This is a genomic window from Kitasatospora sp. NPDC023120, assembly GCF_055560835.1.
The window spans coordinates 72,569-94,018 of the sequence record NZ_JBVHHY010000006.1; the positions used below are offsets into that span (position 1 = coordinate 72,569).

Annotated in this window: 20 protein-coding genes, 1 tRNA gene and 1 pseudogene; 18 read left to right on the forward strand and 4 right to left on the reverse strand. The window is 72.1% G+C overall.

Going from position 1 to position 21,450, the window contains the following annotated elements; all coding sequences use genetic code 11:
* The first annotated feature begins 38 nt into the window (after positions 1-38).
* Complete coding sequence (locus ACZ3TI_RS10765) at positions 39-1,004, forward strand: helix-turn-helix transcriptional regulator (RefSeq protein ID WP_465725629.1); 966 nt, start codon at positions 39-41, stop codon at positions 1,002-1,004.
* A 165-nt stretch (positions 1,005-1,169) separates the two neighbouring features.
* On the opposite strand, the gene ACZ3TI_RS10770 is transcribed toward ACZ3TI_RS10765, so the two are convergent.
* A complete protein-coding gene (locus ACZ3TI_RS10770; RefSeq protein WP_465725631.1) occupies positions 1,170-1,688 on the reverse strand; it encodes a YbhB/YbcL family Raf kinase inhibitor-like protein in 519 nt (172 codons plus the stop codon).
* A gap of 83 nt (positions 1,689-1,771) precedes the next feature.
* Here ACZ3TI_RS10770 and ACZ3TI_RS10775 point away from each other — a divergent pair, with 83 nt between their 5' ends.
* Entirely contained in the window at positions 1,772-2,437 is a 666-nt protein-coding gene (locus tag ACZ3TI_RS10775) for a rhomboid family intramembrane serine protease (RefSeq protein ID WP_465725633.1), read from the forward strand.
* 85 nt (positions 2,438-2,522) lie between these two features.
* Positions 2,523-3,689, forward strand: a complete 1,167-nt coding sequence (locus ACZ3TI_RS10780) for a hypothetical protein (protein WP_465725635.1) — start codon at positions 2,523-2,525, stop codon at positions 3,687-3,689.
* 6 nt (positions 3,690-3,695) lie between these two features.
* On the opposite strand, the gene ACZ3TI_RS10785 is transcribed toward ACZ3TI_RS10780, so the two are convergent.
* On the reverse strand, positions 3,696-5,273 hold the full coding sequence (locus ACZ3TI_RS10785; RefSeq protein WP_465725637.1) for a helicase HerA-like domain-containing protein: 1,578 nt from the start codon (positions 5,271-5,273) through the stop codon (positions 3,696-3,698).
* A gap of 140 nt (positions 5,274-5,413) precedes the next feature.
* Between ACZ3TI_RS10785 and ACZ3TI_RS10790 the strand changes: the two genes are divergently transcribed.
* Together ACZ3TI_RS10790 and ACZ3TI_RS10795 are read left to right on the forward strand one after the other, a co-directional pair.
* Positions 5,414-5,710, forward strand: a complete 297-nt coding sequence (locus tag ACZ3TI_RS10790) for a type II toxin-antitoxin system VapB family antitoxin (RefSeq protein WP_030061387.1) — start codon at positions 5,414-5,416, stop codon at positions 5,708-5,710.
* Positions 5,711-5,979: 269 nt separating this feature from the next.
* Positions 5,980-6,666 (forward strand): LytR C-terminal domain-containing protein, encoded by a 687-nt coding sequence (locus ACZ3TI_RS10795; RefSeq protein ID WP_465725639.1) that lies wholly within the window; start codon positions 5,980-5,982, stop codon positions 6,664-6,666.
* 66 nt (positions 6,667-6,732) lie between these two features.
* On the opposite strand, the gene upp is transcribed toward ACZ3TI_RS10795, so the two are convergent.
* The gene (gene upp / locus ACZ3TI_RS10800; protein WP_270145916.1) at positions 6,733-7,368 is read right to left on the reverse strand and encodes a uracil phosphoribosyltransferase; all 636 of its coding nucleotides are present in this window, start codon (positions 7,366-7,368) and stop codon (positions 6,733-6,735) included.
* 164 nt (positions 7,369-7,532) lie between these two features.
* Here upp and ACZ3TI_RS10805 point away from each other — a divergent pair, with 164 nt between their 5' ends.
* The 8 genes from ACZ3TI_RS10805 (at position 7,533) to ACZ3TI_RS10840 (ending at position 12,663) form a co-directional block, all read left to right on the forward strand.
* Positions 7,533-7,769 (forward strand): hypothetical protein, encoded by a 237-nt coding sequence (locus tag ACZ3TI_RS10805; RefSeq protein WP_465725641.1) that lies wholly within the window; start codon positions 7,533-7,535, stop codon positions 7,767-7,769.
* Between the two features lie 326 nt (positions 7,770-8,095).
* Positions 8,096-8,653 carry a tRNA adenosine deaminase-associated protein gene (locus ACZ3TI_RS10810; RefSeq protein WP_465725643.1) on the forward strand — a complete coding sequence of 186 codons (558 nt, stop codon included), beginning with the start codon at positions 8,096-8,098 and terminating at the stop codon, positions 8,651-8,653.
* Between the two features lie 26 nt (positions 8,654-8,679).
* On the forward strand, positions 8,680-9,258 hold the full coding sequence (locus tag ACZ3TI_RS10815) for a nucleoside deaminase (protein WP_465725645.1): 579 nt from the start codon (positions 8,680-8,682) through the stop codon (positions 9,256-9,258).
* A 90-nt stretch (positions 9,259-9,348) separates the two neighbouring features.
* Positions 9,349-9,438 (forward strand) — tRNA-Ser (locus ACZ3TI_RS10820).
* 446 nt (positions 9,439-9,884) lie between these two features.
* Entirely contained in the window at positions 9,885-10,049 is a 165-nt protein-coding gene (locus tag ACZ3TI_RS10825) for a hypothetical protein (RefSeq protein WP_465725647.1), read from the forward strand.
* A 124-nt stretch (positions 10,050-10,173) separates the two neighbouring features.
* Positions 10,174-10,467 (forward strand): Dabb family protein, encoded by a 294-nt coding sequence (locus tag ACZ3TI_RS10830; protein WP_465725649.1) that lies wholly within the window; start codon positions 10,174-10,176, stop codon positions 10,465-10,467.
* Positions 10,468-10,774: 307 nt separating this feature from the next.
* Positions 10,775-11,614, forward strand: a complete 840-nt coding sequence (locus ACZ3TI_RS10835; protein ID WP_465725651.1) for an RNA polymerase sigma factor SigF — start codon at positions 10,775-10,777, stop codon at positions 11,612-11,614.
* Positions 11,615-11,757: 143 nt separating this feature from the next.
* Complete coding sequence (locus ACZ3TI_RS10840) at positions 11,758-12,663, forward strand: RNA polymerase sigma factor SigF (RefSeq protein WP_465725653.1); 906 nt, start codon at positions 11,758-11,760, stop codon at positions 12,661-12,663.
* Positions 12,664-12,675: 12 nt separating this feature from the next.
* Here the strand turns inward: ACZ3TI_RS10840 and ACZ3TI_RS10845 are convergent, their stop codons facing one another.
* On the reverse strand, positions 12,676-13,575 hold the full coding sequence (locus tag ACZ3TI_RS10845) for a tyrosine-protein phosphatase (RefSeq protein WP_465725655.1): 900 nt from the start codon (positions 13,573-13,575) through the stop codon (positions 12,676-12,678).
* A 415-nt stretch (positions 13,576-13,990) separates the two neighbouring features.
* Here ACZ3TI_RS10845 and ACZ3TI_RS10850 point away from each other — a divergent pair, with 415 nt between their 5' ends.
* The 5 genes and pseudogenes from ACZ3TI_RS10850 to ACZ3TI_RS10870 form a co-directional block, all read left to right on the forward strand.
* Positions 13,991-16,363, forward strand: coding sequence for a hypothetical protein (locus ACZ3TI_RS10850; protein WP_465725657.1), 2,373 nt, complete (start codon positions 13,991-13,993; stop codon positions 16,361-16,363).
* 111 nt (positions 16,364-16,474) lie between these two features.
* The gene (gene pelF / locus ACZ3TI_RS10855) at positions 16,475-17,989 is read left to right on the forward strand and encodes a GT4 family glycosyltransferase PelF (protein WP_465725659.1); all 1,515 of its coding nucleotides are present in this window, start codon (positions 16,475-16,477) and stop codon (positions 17,987-17,989) included.
* On the forward strand, positions 17,986-19,512 hold the full coding sequence (locus tag ACZ3TI_RS10860) for a hypothetical protein (protein ID WP_465725661.1): 1,527 nt from the start codon (positions 17,986-17,988) through the stop codon (positions 19,510-19,512). The genes pelF and ACZ3TI_RS10860 overlap by 4 nt, the downstream gene beginning before the upstream one ends.
* Before the next feature lie 163 nt (positions 19,513-19,675).
* Complete coding sequence (locus tag ACZ3TI_RS10865; protein ID WP_465725663.1) at positions 19,676-20,668, forward strand: GDP-mannose 4,6-dehydratase; 993 nt, start codon at positions 19,676-19,678, stop codon at positions 20,666-20,668.
* A gap of 72 nt (positions 20,669-20,740) precedes the next feature.
* Positions 20,741-21,442 (forward strand): annotated as a pseudogene (locus ACZ3TI_RS10870) (nucleotidyltransferase family protein); the annotation flags it as partial.
* Positions 21,443-21,450: the final 8 nt, after the last annotated feature.

Here is a 21,450-nt window from a genome sequence, read left to right on the forward strand (position 1 = left end):
TCAGATCCTGTCCCACTTCATCCGGCATCCTGGGAGGCATGAGCGACACCCCGGCCCGGCTGCTGAACCTGCTGTCCCTGCTCCAGACCCCGCGCGAGTGGCCCGGCAGCGAACTCGCCGAGCGGCTCGGGGTCAGCCCCCGGACGATCCGGCGCGACATCGACCGGCTGCGCGACCTCGGCTACCCGGTGCAGGCCACCATGGGCGCGGTCGGCGGCTACCGGCTGGTCGCGGGCACGGCGATGCCGCCGCTGCTGCTGGACGACGAGGAGGCGGTGGCCATCGCGGTCGGGCTGCGGGCGGCGGCCGGGCACGCGGTGGTCGGCATCGAGGAGGCCTCGGTACGGGCGCTCGGCAAGCTGCTCCAGGTGCTGCCGAGCCGGCTGCGGCACCGGGTCGGGACGCTCAACAACGCGACCGTGCCGCTGCTCACCGGGGACGGCCCGACCGTCGACCCGGACGACCTCACCCTGCTCGCCGGCGCCGTCACCAACCACGAACGCCTGCGCTTCGCCTACCGCGCCTACGACGGCACCGGCACCAAGCGGCTGGTCGAGCCCGAGCGGCTGGTCTCGGTCGGCCGCCGCTGGTACCTGGTCGGCTACGACCTGGACCGCGAGGACTGGCGGCTGTTCCGGGTCGACCGGCTGAGCGAGCCCTTCGCCACCGGCGCCCGCTTCACCCCGCGACCGCTCCCCGCCGAGAACGCCGCCGCGTACGTGGCGAGCAAGCTGCACCGCCCGTCACCGAGCGGCACCGTGGTCGCCACCGTGCACGCCCCGGCCGAGCTGGTCCGGCGGCGCTTCAGGCCGGGCGACTCCGAGATCGAGCCGATCGACGAGCACAGCTGCCGGCTGCGCTCCCGCTCCGACTCCCTGGAGTGGACGGCGATGCGGCTGCTCTCGCTGGACCGCGCCTTCGAGGTGCACGAGCCGCCGCAGCTGCGCGAGCACCTGCGCGGGCTGGCGAAGCGCGCCGACCACGCCGCGGGGGCGGAAGGTTAGGCCGCGGACGACCCGGGCGGTCTGCCGCGCACTGCTCCCGACCCACCAGGACGGCCGGCTCCCGTCCGGGCCGGCCGTCCGGGTCAGGGCCCGGCGGCCGGCCCGCCACTCCTCCTCGGGCAGCCGCCGGACCTCGACCGGACGATCGGGTACCGACGTCGAGGATCAGACCCCGTACTCAGCGGTGAGCAGCGCCCGGCCGAGGGTGTGGAAGGTGAGGTGGAAGCCCACCTGGGCCGGCGGGGTGTCGGCGGTGACGTCCAGCTTCTCCACGTCCAGGGCGTGCACCGCGAAGACGTAGCGGTGCGGCGCGCCGGGCGGCGGGGCGGCGCCGTCGTACTTGTTGCCCGGGAAGTCGTTGCGGCCGTGGAAGGAGGCCGCGCCCGGCAGGCTGTCGTCCGAGGACCCGGCGCCGCGCGGCAGTTCGGCGGTGTCGGCGGGCAGGTTGAGGGCGAGCCAGTGCCACCAGCCGGAGCCGGTGGGCGCGTCCGGGTCGTAGCAGGTGACGGCGATGCTCCGGGTGCCCTCCGGCAGGCCCGACCAGGACAGCTGCGGCGAGAGGTTGCCGCCGCCGTGGATGAACTCCCGGTCCAGCGTGCCGCCTTCGGTGATGTCCCGACTGCTCAGCTGGAAGGACGGCACCTGCGGCAGGAACTCGTACGGCAGCGGCGGACGCTTGGTCATGGGTGGTCACCTCTCGCGATCGGAATGACACGAGTCACTGTAGTGGGGTGCACGTCCGATCCGGTCGCCCCTACAGTCGAGGCATGGCCACCAGGATGACCCGTCTGCTCTCCGACTCCCGCACCGCACTGCTGACGATGCTCGGTTTCCAGGCCGTCATCTGGTCGGTACAGGTGGTGAACTGGCTGGACGACTACGGGCTGTCACGGGAGTACGGCCTGCGCTCGGAGCAGGTCGCAGACCTGCCCGAGATGTTCACCTCGCCCTTCCTGCACTTCAGTTGGGACCACATCGAAGCGAACTCCTGGCCACTGTTCGTGCTCGGCTTCCTGGCCGCCTTCCGCGGCATGCGCAGGTTCCTGCTGGCCAGTCTGGTGATCGCGGTGTCCGGCGGACTGACGGTCTGGCTGCTGGAGCGCCCGAACACGGTGACGGCCGGCGCGAGCGGCCTGGTCTACGGCTACCTCGGCTACGTGGTGCTGCGCGGCGTCCTCGACCGCAAGGTGCTGGACGCGGTGGTCGGCATCGCCGTCGCCGCGGTCTACTCGACCCTCCTGATCGGCGTGCTGCCGGTCACCCAGGGCGTCAGCTGGCTGGGCCACCTGGGCGGGCTGATCGGCGGGCTCGCCGCCGCCGTCCTGCTCCGCGACCGGGCGCCGGAGCCGGCCCCGGCAACCGCCGCGAAGCCCGTCACCCCCGCCGACTCCAGGTCCGCCCTGCTCAAGGAGCTCGACGACCTCGGCCTCTGAGCCGTCCGGGGCAGCCGGTCTAGACCAACCCGGGCCCTGCGGCTAGCGTGAACGGCGCACCAGCCCCCAGCCCCGGAGCCGCACCGTGGAGTCGTCCGTCCTCGCCTTCGCCACCGACCTGCTGGACGAGGGCGCCGACACCTTCTTCGGCAACCTCACCGACCGCGCCGGGGTCGGCGGCGTCACCCTCGCCTCGGTCTACCACGAGGCCCGCGACGTCTTCCCGCACAACCCACGCCGGGTGATCCGCTACCTGGAGCCGGGCGCGGCGTACTTCCGCCCCGACCCGGCCGCCTGGCGGGGCCGCCGACTGGCACCCGCCCCGTCCACCGCCATCGGCGAGCGCGACCCCTTCGCCGAGGCGGCCGACGAGGCGCGCCGCCGCGGCCTGAAGCTGCACGCCTGGACGGTCTTCTGCCACAACGACCGGCTCGGCTTCACCCACCCCGACTGCGCCCCGGCCAACGCCTTCGGCGACCGCCACCTCACCGAGCTCTGCCCGGCGAACCCGGAGGTCCGCGAGTACGCGCTCACCCTGGTCGCCGAACTCGCCCGGTACGGCGTGGACGCGATCCGCGCCGAATCGCTGCACTTCCACGGACTGCGCCACGGCTACCACCACGAGCGCTACTTCGAGGAACTGGGCCCGACCGCCGAGGCCCTGCTCGGGGTCTGCTTCTGCCCGCACTGCCGCGCCGCCGCCACCGCCGCCGGCGTCCCCGCCGAGGAGGCGGCCGCGGCCGTCCGCACCGAGCTGCGCCGCCGACTGGCCGACGAGTCCGCCGCCGCCGAGCCCGCCGACCTGAGCGCCCTCGCCGACGGCGCCTTCGCCGCGTACGTGGACGCCTCCGCCGCCACCGTCACCTCGCTGGCCGCCGACCTGTCCGAGCAGGCCCGCCGCCACGGCATGCGGCTGAGCTTCATGGACGGCGGCGGCCCCGGCAAGGGCTGGCTCGCCGGGATCGACCTGCCCGCCCTCGCCAAGTCCGTCGACGGGATCGAGACCCTCGGCTACGACCGGACCCCGGAGGCCGTCCGCGAGAGGATCGCCGCCTTCGCCCTGCACGGCGTCCGCCCGCAGGAGATGGCGGTGATCCTGCGCCCGATGTCCTCCGACTGCGACGGCCCGGAGAACCTCGCCGCCAAGATCGCCACCCTGCGCGAGCTCGGCGTCCCCGAGGTCGAGTTCTACAACTACGGCCTGATGCGCCTGTCCTCCCTCGACCGGATCGGCACCGCCCTCTCCGGCTGAGGACCGTCACCGCCGCCGCTTGGACGTCCCGAACAGGCTGCGCGAGATCTCCTGCCCGAGCTGCCGCCCCGCCGAGCGCGCGAAGGACTTCACCGTCGGATTGCTCAGCAGCGACCCGAGCAGTCCGCCCACGCCCTCCTTCTGCGCCTCCCGCCGCTGCGGAGCACGCTCCGCATCCCGCTCCGGAGCCGGCGCTTCGGCGGGCTCCGTCGGCGCCGCCGCCGGCCGGGGCGCCCGCGCCGCCAGCTTCTCGTACGCCGACTCCCGGTCGATCGCGTCCCGGTAGCGCGCGGTCAGCGGCGAGGCGTCCACGGCCGCCTGCAGCGCTCCCGCCTCGATCGGCCCCATCAGCGACTGCGGCGCCCGCAGCCTGGTCGCCGCGACGGGCGTCGGCGCGCCCTTCTCGGACAGCACGGTCACCACCGCCTCCCCGGTGCCGAGCGAGGTCAGCACCGCGCCGAGGTCGTACGAGGAGCGCGGGAACGTCGAGACGGTGGCCTTGAGCGCCTTGGCGTCGTCCGGGGTGAAGGCGCGCAGCGCGTGCTGCACCCGGTTGCCCAGCTGCGCCAGCACGTCGGACGGGACGTCCCGCGGAGTCTGGGTCACGAAGAAGATGCCGACGCCCTTGGACCGGATCAGCCGCACGGTCTGGGTGATCGCCTCCAGGAAGGCCCTGGAGGCGCCCTTGAACAGCAGGTGCGCCTCGTCGAAGAAGAACACCAGCTTGGGCTTGTCGAGGTCGCCGACCTCGGGCAGCTCCTGGTAGAGGTCGGCGAGCAGCCACATCAGGAAGGTGGAGAACAGCCGCGGTCGGTCCTGCACGGCGGGCAGCTCCAGCACCGAGACCACGCCCCGGCCGTCCGGGGCGGTGCGCAGCAGTTCGGCGGTGTCGAACTCGGGCTCGCCGAAGAACGCCCCGGCGCCCTCGTTCTCCAGCACGGTGAGCGCGCGCAGGATGACACCGGCGGTGGCCGCCGAGAGGCCGCCGATGGTCCTCAGTTCCTCCTTGCCCTCGGGCGAGGCGAGGAAGGCGATCACCGCGGTCAGGTCCTTGAGGTCGTAGAGCTCCAGGCCCTTGCCGTCGGCGTAGTGGAACACCAGGCTGAGCGAGGACTCCTGGGTCTCGTTCAGGTCGAGCACCTTGGCCAGCAGCAGCGGCCCGAAGCTGGTGACGGTGGCCCGGATCGGGATGCCCGCGCCCTGCCCGCCGAGCGAGTAGAACTCGGCGGGGCAGCCCTGTGCCGTCCACTGCTGTCCGACCTCGGCGGCCCGGGCGCCGGTGCGTTCGCTCGGCGTGCCGGGCGCGGCGACGCCGGAGACGTCCCCCTTGATGTCGGCGAGGAACACCGGCACGCCCTGCCCGGAGAGCTGTTCGGCGATCAGCTGGAGCGTCTTGGTCTTGCCGGTGCCGGTGGCCCCGGCGACCAGTCCGTGCCGGTTGAGCACGCCCAGCGGGATGCGCACCGGGGCGTCCGGGTAGGCGGTGCCGTCCAGCAGCACCGCACCGAGGTCGAGGGCGGGCCCGGTGAAGGCGTACCCGTCGGCGATCTCCCGGACGGTCTGCGGGGTGGGGGCGGAGTCCATCGGTGCACACTCCTGGGCGGATCGATGTTCGCGACATTTCCCATCAAACTGCCGCATTCGGCCACGCGCAGTTCACACCGGCGCGCGTGGCGGCGTCGCGGCTGCTACGCCATTCGCCACCCAAACGGTAGGCTTTCCGTGTGATCTTCAAGCGCATCGGCAATGGGCGGCCGTACCCGGATCACGGCCGGACGAGCACCCGACAGTGGGCTGACGTCGCCCCGCGTCCGGTGCGGCTCGACCAGCTGGTGACCACCAAGGGCCAACTCGACCTCGAAACCCTGCTGGCCGAGGACTCGACCTTCTACGGGGACCTCTTCGCCCACGTGGTGAAGTGGCACGGCGACCTCTACCTGGAGGACGGGCTGCACCGGGCCGTACGGGCCGCGCTGCAGCAGCGCCAGGTGCTGCACGCCCGCGTCCTCGAGATGGAGTGACGGGCCGCCGGCACCGGGTTCGTCGCACCCGCCCCAGGCTTCCGGACCGCCCCCTCGCCACCCCGGCGGAGGGCGGTCCGCGCGTACCCCGGTACCCCCTTTCGGGTGCCGGGGTACTCCAGATGATGATCGTTTAGTACCTTCGCGGCTGTACGGCACTACGCTGCTGACTACGGCCGCGACCAGGGGATCCGCCCGCTCCGGGGGATTGCCCCTACCCGGCCGCACCGTCATCCCGACCCCGCCCCGGTACGAGGGGGAGACAAACCATGAGCATGTTGACTCCCCAAGGCCTCAAGGGGAAGCAGTACCGCATCACCGGCAACTCCTACCCACGGCTGGGCCGGCCCCCGAAGAAGAGCCGCAAGGTGGTCGCCGCGCTGGCCGGCCTGCTCGCCCTGGCCCTGATCGCCCTCGGCGGCGTGCAGCTCTACGACATCTTCACGGGCAGGAACAAGAACTCCTCCGCCCAGGCCTGCGCGACCCCGTCCGGCAAGCCGCTGGCCGCCCCGACGCCGGGCGCCACGCCGGGCTCCCCCGCCGCCTCCGGCGCACCCGCCGCCCAGGTCGACCCGCACGCCGTCCCGCAGCCCGCCGCGGTCACCGTGAACATCTACAACGCCACCACCAAGGCCGGCCTGGCCGGGCGGACGGCCGAGGAGTTCAAGAAGCGCGGCTTCGTCATCGGCAAGGTCGGCAACGCCCCCGCCGAGCTGGACAAGAAGGTGCCCGGCACCGCCCAGGTGATCGCCGGCCCGACCGGCGCCGGGGCCGGCACCCTGGTCGGCTCGCAGATCGCCGGAGCCACCGTCACCGCCGACGCCCGCGCCGACGCCAGCGTGGACTTCGTGATCGGCGACAGCTACAACGCCCTGCTGGACGAGACCCAGGCGGCCGCCGCCCTCGCCCTGGCCACCAAGCCCTCCCCCACCCCGACCGCCACCGGCAGCTGCTGACACCCGGCACGAACGACGAGGGCCCTCCGGCGAACGCGCCGGAGGGCCCTTCCCGTGTGTTCGCGGTCAGCCCGCGGTGCCGTACAGCCGGTCGCCCGCGTCGCCGAGGCCGGGGACGATGTAGCCGTTCTCGTTGAGCCGCTCGTCCAGGGCGGCGGTGACGACGGTGACCGGCAGGCCCGCCAGCTCCCGCTGCATCACCTCGACGCCCTCGGGGGCGGCCAGCAGCACCACGGCGGTGACGTCGGTGGCGCCGCGCTCGATCAGCATCCTGATCGCGGCGACCAGGGTGCCGCCGGTGGCCAGCATCGGGTCGAGCACGTAGACCTGGCGGCCGGAGAGGTCGTCCGGCATCCGGGTGGCGTAGGTGGAGGCCTCCAGGGTCTCCTCGTTGCGGACCATGCCGAGGAAGCCCACCTCGGCGGTCGGCAGCAGACGGGTCATCCCGTCCAGCATGCCGAGGCCGGCGCGCAGGATCGGCACCACCAGCGGGCGCGGGTAGCTGAGCCGGGTACCCAGCGTGACCGCCACGGGCGTGGTGATCTCCACCTCGTCGGTGCGGACGTCCCGGGTGGCCTCGTAGGCGAGGAGGGTCACCAGCTCGTCGGTCAGGCGACGGAAGGTCGGCGAGTCGGTGCGCTCGTCGCGCAGGGTGGAGAGCTTGTGGGCGACCAGGGGGTGGTCGACGACGTGGAGACGCATGTACCGAGGTTAGCCCGGGTCTGGACGCCTGTACGACACGCCGTGCCCGACCCGGGGCACCGGACCGGGTGACGCCGCTGTGACACGCCGTGACAGAGGGCGAATGTCCGGACGGAAGCGTCCCCTGTGGTATCAACCGGGCCGTTCTGGGAATGTCACGTCTTATGACGAGCAACCCGAAAGCCGGGGACGGCTCGGCGGACGAGCCCGGCGGCGGGGCGGGCCGGCGCCCGGGCCCGCCGGACGACCCCCCGGAGACCGAGGCGGAGCGCCGCAAGCGGCGCGCCGTCTTCCTGCGCGAGCTCGCCGAGGCCCGCGAGCTGCGGGAGCGGGTCCAGCCCCGGCGGACCAAGGAACGGCGGATGCGCGAGGCGATGCGAATGCGAACCTTCCGGATCTGACGGGCCTCCGACCGGAGTCCGGCGGGCCGCGGTCCGGGTCCGCGACGAGACGGGACCGGGGCCCCGGACGGCAGGCGATCGGGGCCCGGGCGGCCCCGACGGGCGTTCGGAGCAAATTTCGACCGGCCTCGGACCGCCTTGGTCCGGCTCCGCGCTCTCCCTCCCGGTCCTTCCGACACGACCTGCAAAGACGCGCTGCAGAACACCCCCCGCAAGGGCCGGCTTTCTGTCACGATTCCGATGGGACGGTCCGAACAAGCGGGCCGCCTCTGGCGCGGGGGCGGCCAGTTTTCCGCATTGCCCGAGCGCGCCGACAGCCGAGACGGATGATCTTGGGAGTGTCCCTGGTGGCGTACTTCGCTGCAGTGCTTGCTCGCACCGAGGACGGGTGGGATGTGAGCGAGACGGAGCTCGACGACGTCGAAACCCTGGCCGATCTGGCCGACCTGGCCCGCGACTCCGCGCAGGACGACGACAGCGTCCTGATCTTCATCGAACAGGAGGACTCGTGGTTCGCCATCGTCCGCGTGGACGGTGAGGAGGACCCGCGGATCTTCGTGTCGGACGGCGCCGCCGCCGCCCGCAGCTCCTACGGCTCCGTCCTCACCGACGAGCTGGTCGACCAGGCCGGCGAGAGCGAGTTCGGCGACCTGGACCACCTGCTGGACGAGGAGGCGGAGGCCCAGGACCAGGAGGACGAGGACGCCGAGCCGCGCGGCGGCGTCCCGGTCGGCCCGCTCGGCGACGCCCACCTGCTCACCGAGTTCGGCCTGGCCTCCGACGAGCTGCTCGCCCTCAGCGGCGAGGGCGCGGTGCCGGGCGACGCCCTGGAGGAGATCGCCGAGGCCATGGGCTGTGGCGAGGTCCTGGAGGCCGTCCGGTAGCCGCCGGATACCCGACACTGGATGCCATGCAGCCCGCATCCACCGCGCAGACCCTCCCGCACGTCCCGCCACTGCCCGCTCCCGTCCGCCCCGATCCGGTCCGCGACCGCTGGGCGGCGCCGATGCGCCTCGCCATCGCCGAGGCCGCCCTGGCGCCGACCACCGGGGACGTCCCGGTCGGGGCGCTCGTCCTGGGCCCGGACGGCGAGGTGATCGGGCGCGGCCACAACGAGCGCGAGGCGGTCGGCGACCCGACCGCGCACGCCGAGGTGGTCGCGATCCGGCAGGCGGCGCAGAGCTTGAGAGGGGGCGCGCGCAGCGCGTCGGACAAGGGTGGCGGCGGGCGACGGGAGGGCGAGTGGCGGCTGAGCGGCTGCACGCTGGTCGTCACGCTGGAGCCGTGCACCATGTGCGCCGGCGCGATCGTGCTCTCCCGGATCGACCGGGTGGTCTACGGCGCCCTCGACGAGAAGGCCGGTGCGGCCGGTTCGCTCTTCGACGTGATGCGCGACCGCCGGCTCAACCACCGCCCCGAGGTGATCTGGGGCGTCCTGGCCGAGGAGTGCGGCGAGCAACTGCGGGCGTTCTTCGACACCCACCGCTGAACCCCCGCGGAGACCCGCCACCGGCCGCGCGCGGCGCTCGCCCCGATACGGATTTCGTGACGGCGCCACCCGTCCGGTAGAGTTCCCCTCGGTAGCGTGTCCGAGCGGCCAAAGGAGCACGCCTCGAAAGCGTGTGTGGGGGCAACTCCACCGTGGGTTCGAATCCCACCGCTACCGCCAGAAGGCCCGAGGGCCCGTCCGATCCGGACGGGCCCTCGGCGTTTCCGCGCACCCTCGGACACGGAAACGGCTCCGCACACCGGGCCGATGACCACCGGCGCCCGGCCCGTACGGAGCCTGGAGGGGGAGCGGCTGGGGGGACTGACCGCTCCCCCGGCGGAGTCCCACAACCGGCACCGCGTCGGGGGGAAGCCGCGGCTGCCGGTCCCACAGCGGGGAGCTCCGGATCCACGTACCGGGATTCCTGCCAGATCCCCCGGCACATCGTCCATCCTGCCGCCCGGCTCGCGACCGGGCACCCGGAGAAAGGCCCCACTCGCGGGGACCTTCGTCCCGCCGGCCGAACGCGTCGCACACTTGATAGCCCGTCCGGGTGGATAAGCTGCCCCCTGCAGGCCGCTCGGGGACCGGATGACGGCGGCCCACGGCTGGGAGGAAGGCACCCGATGGCGCAGGCGAAGAAGGTCGGCATCGTCCTCCTGCTCATCTTCGTGCTCTACTCGATCATCACCTCGCCCGCCCGGTCCGCCGAGCTCGTCCAGCTGGGGTTCGAGGGCATCTCCAACGCGGCCAAGGCGGTCGGCACCTTCATGACCGGACTGATCAAGTAGCCCGGCCTGGTGGTCCGCCCGGCCGGGCGGACCGCGCCCGGGTGGCGGACGACCGTCCACCGACCCCGGCGCACCGGCTACGGTGGCCGGGACCCTCTGTCCCCGTCCGCGAGGAGCGGCAATCGTGATCCGGCACCTGGTCCTGTTCAAGCTCAACGAAGGCGTCAGCAAGGACGACGAGCGCGCGCTCGCCGGCGCCAAGGCGTTCGCCGAGCTCGGCTCCGTCATCCCCGAGCTGCGCGAGTGGGAGTGCGGCTGGAACACCACCGAGCGGGACATCGCCCACGACTACGCGATCAACAGCCTGGTCGAGGACCGCGACGCCCTGCAGGCGTACCTGACCCACCCGGCCCACCAGGCCGCGGCGGGCCAGTGGCGCGAGTTCGCGACCTGGGTGATCGCCGACATCGAGGTCTGAGCCACCGTCCGACCCGAGCACTTCCGGAGCCCGTCCCCGCCGCTTCCCCCGGACGGCCCGCGGCGCCCCGTCCGACCACCGGACGGGGCGCCTTGCTCCGTCCCGGAACGATCCTTGCGGCAGCTCACCGGCGCACCCGGTGAAGGTTGAACACCCCACCAACACACCTCCACCGGGTGCTTGCCCGACCTGCGCCCACCTTGTGATGCTATGACCGGTTTTGCCGGACATGGCGAGGTGGTGAACCAGCCGCGACACCCGATCCGCAGGGCCCGCCGTTGTCGACTTTGGGAGGGGTGACGTGTCCGTGGACGACGTACTGGCGGCGATCATCAGCCCGGCCGGCGAGCTCCGCCCGGACGGGCTGCGCGGCCCCGGCGGCCGACCCGCCGTGGACGTCCGGACACTGACCCGGGTGCTCTTCGAGCGGCTCGCCGAGCTGCCCCCGGACGCCCCCGAGCGGGAGCGGGTCCGGGCCGCCCTGATCGAGGTGAACATCCCGCTGGTCCGCTACGCCGCCACCCGCTTCCGCAGCCGCAGCGAGCCGATGGAGGACGTCGTCCAGGTCGGCACCATCGGCCTGATCAACGCGATCGACCGCTTCGACCCCGGCCGCGGCGTCCAGTTCCCCACCTACGCGCTGCCGACCATCCTGGGCGAGATCAAGCGCTACTTCCGGGACAACGTCCGCACCATGCACGTCCCGCGCCGGCTCCAGGAGCTGTGGGTCCAGGTCAGCGGCGCGATGGAGGAACTGACGGTGCTGCACGGTCGGGCGCCCAAGGTGCCCGAGATCGCCGCCAGCCTGCGGATCCCCGAGGAGGACGTCCGGGCCTGCCTGGACGCCGGACGGGCCTACAACGCGGCCTCCCTGGAGGCCGCGCAGGAGCACGAGGGCGGGCTCGCCCTGCTCGACCGGCTCGGCTACGAGGACGCCGCGCTGGCCGAGGTCGAGCACCGCGACATGGTCCGCCACCTGCTGGTCCAACTCCCCGAGCGGGAGCGCCGGATCGTGATGCTGCGGTTCTTCGCCAACCTCACCCAGTCCCAGATCAGCACCGAGCTGGGGATGTCCCAGATGCACGTCTCGCGGCTGCTCTCCCGGATCCTCACCCGGCTTCGGACCGGCAACTCATGGGAAGAGTGAGATTGCAGCGCGTTACCCCCGCGTGACATCTTGCGACGTTCGGGTTTGCCGTGCACCGTGTTCCGGTATGGAGGGGGAGGGCCCCGCCGGGAACCTCCGCGCGACGGCCCCCGTTCAACCGTCAGTCACGAGGGGGTGGGCGCATGTCCGGAGAGCTGGGCACTGCGGAGATCCACGCTGGTCAGGCCAACGGCACGGCCGTCGCCGACGGCCTCGTCCCGCGGCAGCGGGTCGAACCGGTCGAGCCGCCCGGCCCCGACGCGGCACCGGTGACGCCGCCCGGCTCCGCCCTGGACACCCGGACGCTCTCCCGCTCGCTGTTCCTGCGGCTGGCCGCGCTGGAGCCCGGCAGCGACGAGCACACCTACGTCCGCGACACCCTGATCGAGCTCAACCTGCCGCTGGTCCGGTACGCCTCCGCGCGCTTCCGCAGCCGCAACGAGCCGATGGAGGACATCGTCCAGGTCGGCACCATCGGCCTGATCAAGGCGATCGACCGCTTCGACCCGGAGCGCGGGGTGGAGTTCCCCACCTTCGCGATGCCCACCGTGGTCGGCGAGATCAAGCGCTTCTTCCGGGACACCAGCTGGTCCGTCCGCGTCCCGCGGCGGCTCCAGGAGCTGCGGCTGGCGCTCACCAAGGCCGGCGACGAGCTGGCCCAGCGGCTGGACCGCTCCCCCACCGTCGCCGAGCTGGCCGTCTGCCTGGGCGTCAGCGAGGAGGACGTGGTCGAGGGCCTCGCGGTGGGCAACGCGTACACCGCCAGCTCGCTCGACTCCGGCTCCGGCGAGGAGGACAGCGACGGGCCGCTGGCCGACCGGCTCGGGTACGAGGACCTCGCGCTGGAGGGCGTCGAGTACCGGGAGTCGCTGAAGCCGCTGCTGGCCAAGCTGCCGCCGCGCGAGCGCCGCATCATCATGCTGCGGTTCTTCGGCAACCTCACCCAGTCGCAGATCGGCGAGGAGATCGGGATCTCGCAGATGCACGTCTCCCGGCTGCTCACCCGGACGCTCACCCAGCTCCGCGAGGGGCTGATCAGCGAGGGCTGACGCCGGAGTGGCTCAGGCGTCCACTCGGCTCGGGCTGCCGTCCAGCAGGTTGACGCGCAGTCCGGCCAGCACGTCGTCGTCCAGCCCGAGCCCCTCCCGCCAGAACGGGTCGAAGCCGCCCCAGCCCGCCTCGACCTCCGCGAAGGCCGCGTCCAGGTAGTCGCGGTCGGCCCGGAAGACCGGCAGGAGCAGCTCGGGCTCGCTCATCAGGCCGCGGGCGGCGAAGTCGGCCAGCACCCGGTCGACGACCGGGGCGGAGCGCTCGTTGGTGAGCAGGTAGTCGACGAGGACGGTCTCGCGGTCCACCCCGAGGGCGGTCAGCAGCAGCGCGGCCGCCCATCCGGTGCGGTCCTTGCCGGCCGAGCAGTGGAACAGCAGCGGCGGCCCGTCCGGGGCGGCCAGCAGGCGCAGCAGGCCGGCGAAGCGCTCGCGCGCCACCGGGTCGGTGACGAACCAGCGGTAGAGACCGGTCATCATGGCGCTCGCCCGGCCCTCGCCGAGCAGCGCGCGCTGCCGCTGCGGGCTGCGGTCGGACAGGGCGTCCCTGATCATCAGATAGATGTCGAAGTCCGCTGCCAGCAAGGGGAGATGGTGCAGTGTGACATCGTCGGGCAGGCGGTCGGCACCGGCCTCGCGAACCTCGTTCGCGCTGCGCAGGTCCACCACCCGGCGCAGGCCCAATGCGCCGAGCGGGCCCAGGTCTTCGGCGGTGACGTGGTTCAGGCCGTCGCTGCGCAGGGCCACTCCGGGCTTCAGCTTCCGCCCGTCGGCCGCCCGATAGCCGCCCAGATCGCGGGCGTTGACCGCGCCGCGCAGGCCGAGACTGCGCCCGACCAGCTCCGTGCCGTCCGGTTCCGGAGCGGATTTCCGAACGCCCCGGATTCCCTCGGACTCGGTGTGCTGATCGACCACGCGGCGCCTCCATTGCATATTCGGACTGTCACATGGCACAACGGTGCCCGATATTGCATGAACCTGCCCAATGGACCCTCGAGATGTGCAAGAGTGTCATGCGCAACGACGTCAGTGTAGGTGCCCTGTCAGCCTCACCGGGCCACACCGTCGGTAACCACCTGTAGCGCTCAGCTTCCGGTTTTTCATTTTCAATTCATTATTTGCGCCACCGGTCCAGTTCCGGTCACAATCAGCGCCTTCATGGCATCGCCATGAACGTTGGTAACAGGTTCGCTGCACTCTCGTCCATTTGGTCCCTCGCACGGCCGACCCTCGACCAGGATGGGCGCCGGGCAGCCTGCTGCCCGCGAACAGCTACACGGGCAGGCGAGCGCCGAGCAGCGCGGCGCCTGGCCCAAGGGGAGGATCAACCATGGGTCGAGCGACCCGAAGAGTCGCCGCGTGCGCGGCGGCAGTTCTGCTGGCCAGCGGCCTGCAGACCACCCTGGCCCACGGCGACACCACGCCGCCCAGGATCGACCTCACCATCCTGGTCGTCGACGACGGCGGGCCGTCGGTCGCCGCCATCACCGCCGAGCTGAAGAGCCAGGGCACCCCGTACAAGGTCATCAGCCTCAATGACCCCAACCGTCCCGTGATCGACTCGGCTTTCCTGAGTGACACGGTGAACGGCCAGCCGCGCGGGAAGTTCCAGGGCATCGTGCTGCCCAACGAAAACCCGTTCCCCAACAGCGCCGCCGAGATGACCGCGATCGCGAGCTACGAAGCCGCTTTCAACGTCCGCCAGATCGACGCGTACACGTGGGCCAGTCCCGCGGTGGGGCTGAACTACGCCCAGAATCCCGGTTTCGTCGGCACGCTCGACGGATTCCAGGGCGCCACCACCTCGGCCGGGACTTCCGGTTCGTTCGGGTACCTCAAGGGCAGCATCCCGTTCGAGGACAACGACCCCGGCGTCAGCGAGAGCTACGGCTACCTGGCGACCCCGCTCGCCGGCCTCCCGGCCGGGGCCTCCTTCACCCCGCTGGTCGACGCCCCGATACCCGGCTCGACCTCGCGCGGGTCGCTGGTCGGCGAGTACAGCCACGACGGCCGCAAGGAACTGGTCGTCACGTTCGTCTACAACCAGTACCAGCAGCAGTACCGCCTGCTGGCGCGCGGCATGGTCGACTGGATCACCCAGGGCGTCCACCTCGGTTACGACCGCAACTACTTCGCCGCGCACGTGGACGACGTCTTCCTGGCCGACGACCGCTGGGACACCGTGCTGAAGTGCACCCCCGGTGACGTCACCTGCCCGCCCGGCACCCCGGACACCGCCAACCCGATCCGGATGACCCAGGCCGACGCGCAGTACGCCAAGCAGTGGCAGGCCGCCAACAACTTCACCCTGGACATGGTGTTCAACGGTGGCGGCAGCGAGGACTGGAAGGCCGACCACGAGACCACCGTGGACCCCACGGCGAGCCAGATGATCGCCGACCAGAACAGCTACCGCTGGGTCAACCACACCTACACCCACCCGTACCTGGGCTGCGTCCAGGACGTCTCGGTGGTGCCGTGGCGCTGCAGCAAGGACGCCGCCGGCAACACGGTCTGGGTCGACCAGAACACCGTCTCCACCCAGATCAAGAACAACTTCGACTGGGCCACCCGCAACGGCCTGACCGTCGACCCGCAGGTCCTGGTCACCGGCGAGCACTCCGGCCTGCTGACCGCCCCGCAGGAGACCAGCGACAACCCGTACCTGGCCCCGGCGCTGGCCGCCAACGGCATCAAGTTCACCGGCAGCGACGCCTCCCGCGAGCCCGCCCAGCGGTCCGTCGGCTCGTCCACCCTGACCGTGCCGCGGTACCCGATGAACGTCTTCTACAACGCCGGTACGGCGAAGGAGGAGACCGACGAGTACAACTGGATCTACACCAGCAAGGCCAACGGCGGCAGCGGCGTCTGCGAGAACAACGCCAACTCGACCTGCCTGCCCGCGCCGCTGGACGTCAACACCGGCTACCAGTCGTACATCGTGCCGCTGGAGGCCCGGATCGACCTCGGCCACGTGCTGAACAACGACCCGCGCCCGCACTTCATCCACCAGTCGAACCTGTCCGAGGACAAGATCCTCTACCCGGTGCTGGAGAAGATCCTCGGCACCTACCGGTCGCTGCACGCCGACAACACGCCGATCGTGAACCTCGGCGAGCGCGCGATCGGCCAGGAGTTCCAGAAGCGCGCGGCCTGGAACGCGGCCCTCGCCTCCGGCCAGGTCACCGCCTACCGGGTCGGCAACACCGTCACGGTCAACGCGCCGGCCGGCGTTCAGGTCCAGGCCACCATGCCGACCGGAACTACTCAGAAGCTGGCCATCGGGACGACCGCCTTCGGTTCGTCCTACGCCGGTACGCTCTCCGGCTGGGTGTCCCCGGGCGCCCTGCAGAGCAACATCACCCTGCAGCTGCCGTCCGCTCCGGCCGCGCCGGCCGCCGTCGCGCCGAGCGTCGCGGCCAAGTCCGTCCCGGCCCCCGCGCCGGCGGACAAGACGGTCGTCCCGCAGGGTGTCGCCACCCCGGTCCCGGCGGGCCCGAGCGACACCACCCGCAAGCCGGCCCCGTCCCTGGTCCCGGGCAGCGGCACCCCGGTGCCCGGCAAGGGCGTGACCACTGATAACAACGGTCACGGCGACAAGGGCCAGAACGGCCACGGAGACAAGGGCTCGGCGAAGAACGGCAAGGCCTCCGGGGGGACGGCCACGCCGAGCACCACCACCGGACGCTCCGGCAACCGTTAATCCGCACCACCCGCTGACGGGGCCGGTCCGGGCGACCGGCCCGGCCCCGCCACGGCTCCCGTCCCGGCCATCCAGGCCGGAACCGACGCAAGAACAGGAGGGGGGACAGGAATGCGCGTCACCCTGCTCACCGAGGGGACGTACCCGCACCAGCACGGCGGCGTGAGTGTCTGGTGCGACCAGCTCGTTCAAGGCATGCCCGACGTCGACTTCGACGTCATCGCCGTCACCGGTACCGGCCACGAGGCACTGGCCTGGGAACTGCCCGCCAACGTCAAGTCGGTCACGACCGCTCCTCTGTGGGGCCCGGCCTCCGAGGCCAGGGCGCCCCGCGGCAAGGAGATGCGGCGCTTCCTCAACGCGTACGAGCGCTTCCTGCACTCCGTCCTCGACCCGGTCTACACCACGCACTTCGGCACCGAGCTGTACGGCTTCGCCGACCTCGCCCGGCGCGGGCTGCTCAGCCCGGCGCTGCGCAGCGAGCGCGCCCTGCGCACTCTCCAGCACGTGTGGACCCGGGACTACCTGCCCACCGCGGTCTCCCGGCCCACCCTGCACGACGCCCTGAACGCGACCGACCTGCTGGAGCACGCCCTGCGTCCGCTCTCGGTCGAGCCGCCGAAGGACGGCGTCGCGCACGCCGCCAGCGGCGGCCTCGCCACGCTGCCCGGGCTGATCGCCGCCCAGCAGTACGGCGTACCGTTCCTGCTCACCGAGCACGGCATCTACCTGCGCGAGCGCTACCTCGGCTACCGCACCGGCCCGTACCGCTGGCCGGTCAAGGCGCTGCTGCTCGGCTTCTACCGGATGCTCGCCGAGGAGAGCTACCGGGTGGCCGCGCTGGTCACCCCCGGCAACCGGTACAACCGGCGCTGGGAGGAGCGCGGCGGCACGCCGTCCGCGCACATCCGCACCGTCTACAACGGGGTGGACCCGACCGCCTTCCCGCCGGCCGGCCCCGAACCCGAGACCCCGACCCTCAGCTGGGCCGGCCGGGTCGACCCGATCAAGGACCTGGAGACGCTGATCCGGGCCTTCGCCATCGTCCGGCGCGAGATCCCCGAGGCGCGGCTGCGGCTCTTCGGGGGCACGCCCAAGGGCGGCGAGGCGTACCGGGACGGCTGCATAGCCCTGGCCGCCGAGCTCGGCATAGCCGACTCGGTGGCCTTCGAGGGCCGCGTCGCCGACATCACCGACGCGTACGCGGCGGGCAACGTGGTCATGCTCTCCAGCATCAGCGAGGGCTTCCCGTTCACCCTGATCGAGGCGATGTCCTGCGGCCGCGCGACCGTCTCCACCGACGTCGGCGGCGTGCGCGAGGCCGTCGGCGACACCGGACTGGTCGTCCCGCCGCGCGAGCCCGAGCCGATGGCGGCCGCCGCGATCGAGCTGCTGCGCGACGCCGAACGGCGCGCCCGGCTCGGCGAGGGGGCCCGGCTGCGGGTCATCGAGCAGTTCACGCTCCGCCAGAACATCGACGGCTTCCGCGGCATCTACACCGAACTCCTGGGCACCTCCCGCTGGATGCCCGGCGGCATGGTGGCCGTCACCGGCCAGGCCCCCAGCCCCGACTGGGGCCACTCACCGGCCGCCTCCCGACACGAGCCGAGCGAGGTGGGCGCGTGAGCGGTCCTCTGCGTCTCGTTCCCGACGAGGGCGGCGCCGAGCGGACGATGCAGCTGCGCACGCTGCCGCTCAAGCTCCGCCGACCCGCCCCTCCGGAGCCCGAACCCGGCCCCGAGGAGCAGCTCGGCCTCTCCGCGGACCCGCTGGACGAACTCGCCGAGCGGCTGCGCGAGATCTGCGCCGACGCCGTCCACCCGTACGAGATCGCGGCCTTCCTGGAGTCCGACGGCCTCTCGGACGAGCAGGCCGCCCTGCTGTACGGCCGCCCCGACGCGTTCACCGTCGCCGAGGAGCTGTTCGAGAAGGTCGAGCGCCGCTACCCCGGCCAGAGCTCCGAGTTCGCCAACCCCTGGCGGGCCGACCCCTGGCGCTGCGTCGTGCGCGGCCTGGTGTTCGCCCTGCCCGGGCTCGGCTACCTGCTCGGCGCCAACCTGTTCGCGACCGCCCGGATGCGCTTCGGCCTGCCCTCGGGCATGCTCGCGCTGTCGATCGCCACGCTGGTCAGCTGGGGCTTCAACCAGGCCCTGGCGCACCGCGCGTACCGCTGGCTGGGCCGGCTGCGCCGCCGGGAGGCCGCGGTCTGCCTGGCGGCCGGCGCGCCGCTCGGCGCGCTGATCGCGGCCGCCGCCGCATACGTGGTGGGCGGGCCGCTCGGGGCGCTGTGCTTCGCCGCCGGGCAGTCCTGCTACCTGGGCGCGGCCACCGTGCTGCTGGTGCTCGGGCGGGAGAAGTTCCTGCTGGTGGCGCTGGCACCGGCCTCGGTCGGCGCGGGCGTGGTGCTGGCGGCGGACGTCCCGCAGGTGGTCCGTACGGTCGTGCTGCTCGCCTCGCTGCTGCTGGCCGTCGGACTGGCCGTCCGGGAGCTGCTGGTCTGCGTCCGCGGCGGGGAACGCGAGTCCGTGGCGTTGAAGCTGCCGCTGTGGCAGGAGGTCCCGCACCTGCTGTTCGGCCTGGCCTGCGGCGCGCTCACGCTGATCGCGGGCCTGGGCACGACCATCCACCAGGCGGTGCAGACCGGCGGCCACGCCCCGCAGGAGGCGTCGACCACCCCGACCGGCCCGGCCATGATCGCGCTGACGCTCAGTCTCGGCCTCGCCGAGTGGCTGCTCTTCCGCTACCGGGCCATGGCGGTGGCCGCGCTGCGCACCAGCCACACCACCGGCCAGTTCACCCGCCGCACCGGCGGGATCCTGCTCGGCTGCCTGTTCATCTACCTCACCACCGTGGCCGCGCTGGACGCCGCCGCGACCGTGCTGTGGCCCGGCGCCCCCGCGCTCGGCGTCCCGCAGCTCGGCGCGATGCTGCTCCTCGGCGGCTCGCTCTGGCTGGCGCTGCTGCTGAACGCCTTCGGGTTCAGCTGGAGCACCGCCCTCATCTGTCTGGCCGCCGCGGGTGCCGAGAGCGCCGGGCTGCTGACCGGTGCGGACCCGATCGTCCTGCAGCTCATCGGCTGCGGAACGGCCGCGCTCGTCCTCACCGCCATCGCCGGGCCAGCGCTCGGCCGCACCACCCAGCACCGCTGAACCGAAACACCTCCGTACCGCTTCCGAACCACTTCGAACACCCCGCACGCCCCGTTCGCGTGCACCGCCGTACCCGCTTCACCTGAGACACCACCCAGGCCGGCGGCGGCCGACCACCACACAGCGTCGGGCCGCCCCGGCAGATCGAGAAAGCGAACCCCGCATGAGCAGCGTCGCGGTTACCGGAGCCGAGGGCTTCATCGGCTCCCACCTCGTCGAGACCCTGGTCGCCGACGGGCACCACGTCCGCGCGATGGTCCAGTACAACTCCTTCTCCTCCTTCGGCTGGCTGGAGACCCTGCCCAAGGAGGTGCTGGACTCGGTCGAGATCGTCCTCGGCGACGTCCGGGACCCGGGCTCGGTCAACGGCCTGGTCAAGGGCACCGAGGCGGTCTACCACCTGGCCGCCCTGATCGCGATCCCGTACTCCTACCTCGCGCCCCACTCCTACGTGGACACCAACGTCACCGGCACCCTGAACGTGCTGGAGGCCGTGCGCCACCAGGAGATCCCGCGCATGGTGCACACCTCCACCAGCGAGACCTACGGCACCGCGCAGACCGTGCCGATCACCGAGGACCACCCGATCAACACGCAGTCCCCGTACGCCGCCTCCAAGGCCGGCGGGGACCGGCTGGCCGACAGCTACCACGCCAGCTTCGAGACCCCGGTCGTCACCCTGCGCCCGTTCAACACCTACGGCCCGCGCCAGTCGATGCGCGCCGTCATCCCGACCGTGATCGCCCAGGTCGCAGCCGGCCAGACCGAGATCACCCTCGGCGACCTGCGCCCGACCCGCGACTTCATGTTCGTCAAGGACACCGCCAACGCCTTCCGCACGGTGGGCACCGCGCCCGCCGAGACGGTGGTCGGCCGCACCTTCAACGCCGGCACCGGCGGCGAGATCTCGGTCGGCGACCTCGTCACCCTGGTCGGCAAGCTGATGGGCGTCGACCTGGTGGTGAAGGAGGACGAGCAGCGCATCCGTCCGACCAACTCCGAGGTCATGCGCCTGGTCGCGGATGCGACCCGGCTGCGCGAGGCCACCGGCTGGGCGCCGCGGTTCAGCCTGGAGCAGGGCCTGGAGCAGACCATCGAGTTCTTCCGCGACCCGGCCAACCTGGCCCGCTACAAGACCGACATCTACAACGTCTGACCGCCTTCGCGATCATGCTCGTCCGGTAACCAAGGTTCGTGTCCTGCACATCCTTTCCGTGGGGGAAACACCATGCACGCAGTGATCCTGGCCGGCGGTAAGGGCGTTCGCCTCCGCCCGTACACCACCGCGCTTCCCAAGCCGCTCGTTCCGATCGGCGACCAGCACGCGATCCTGGAGATCGTGATGCGCCAGCTCGCCGCGGCGGGCTTCCAATCCGTCACCCTGGCGATCGGCCACCTCGGCCACATCATCCGCGCCTACGTCGGCAACGGCTCCCAGTGGGGCCTGCGGGTCGGCTACGCCGTCGAGGACAGCCCGCTCGGCACCATGGGCCCGCTGCTCACCATGCAGGACCGCCTGCCCGAGCACTTCCTGGTGATGAACGGCGACATCCTGACCGACCTGGACTTCGCCGGGGTGCTCAAGCACCACGAGGCGTCCGGCGCCCCGCTGACCATCGCCACCTACGCCCGCCAGGTCAAGATCGACTTCGGCGTGCTGACCACCGACTCCGGGAGCATCACCGGCTTCCAGGAGAAGCCCAGCATCGACTACCGCGTCTCGATGGGCGTGTACGGCGTGTCGCGCTCGGCGCTCGCCAAGTACACCCCCGGCCTGCCGCTGGGCTTCGACGAGCTGGTCCTGGACCTGCTGGCCGCGAAGACCCCGCCGGCCGCGTACGAGTTCGGCGGCTACTGGCTCGACATAGGCCGCCCGGACGACTACGACCGGGCCAACGCCGAGTTCTCGACCATCCGCCCGGTCCTGATGCCCTTCGA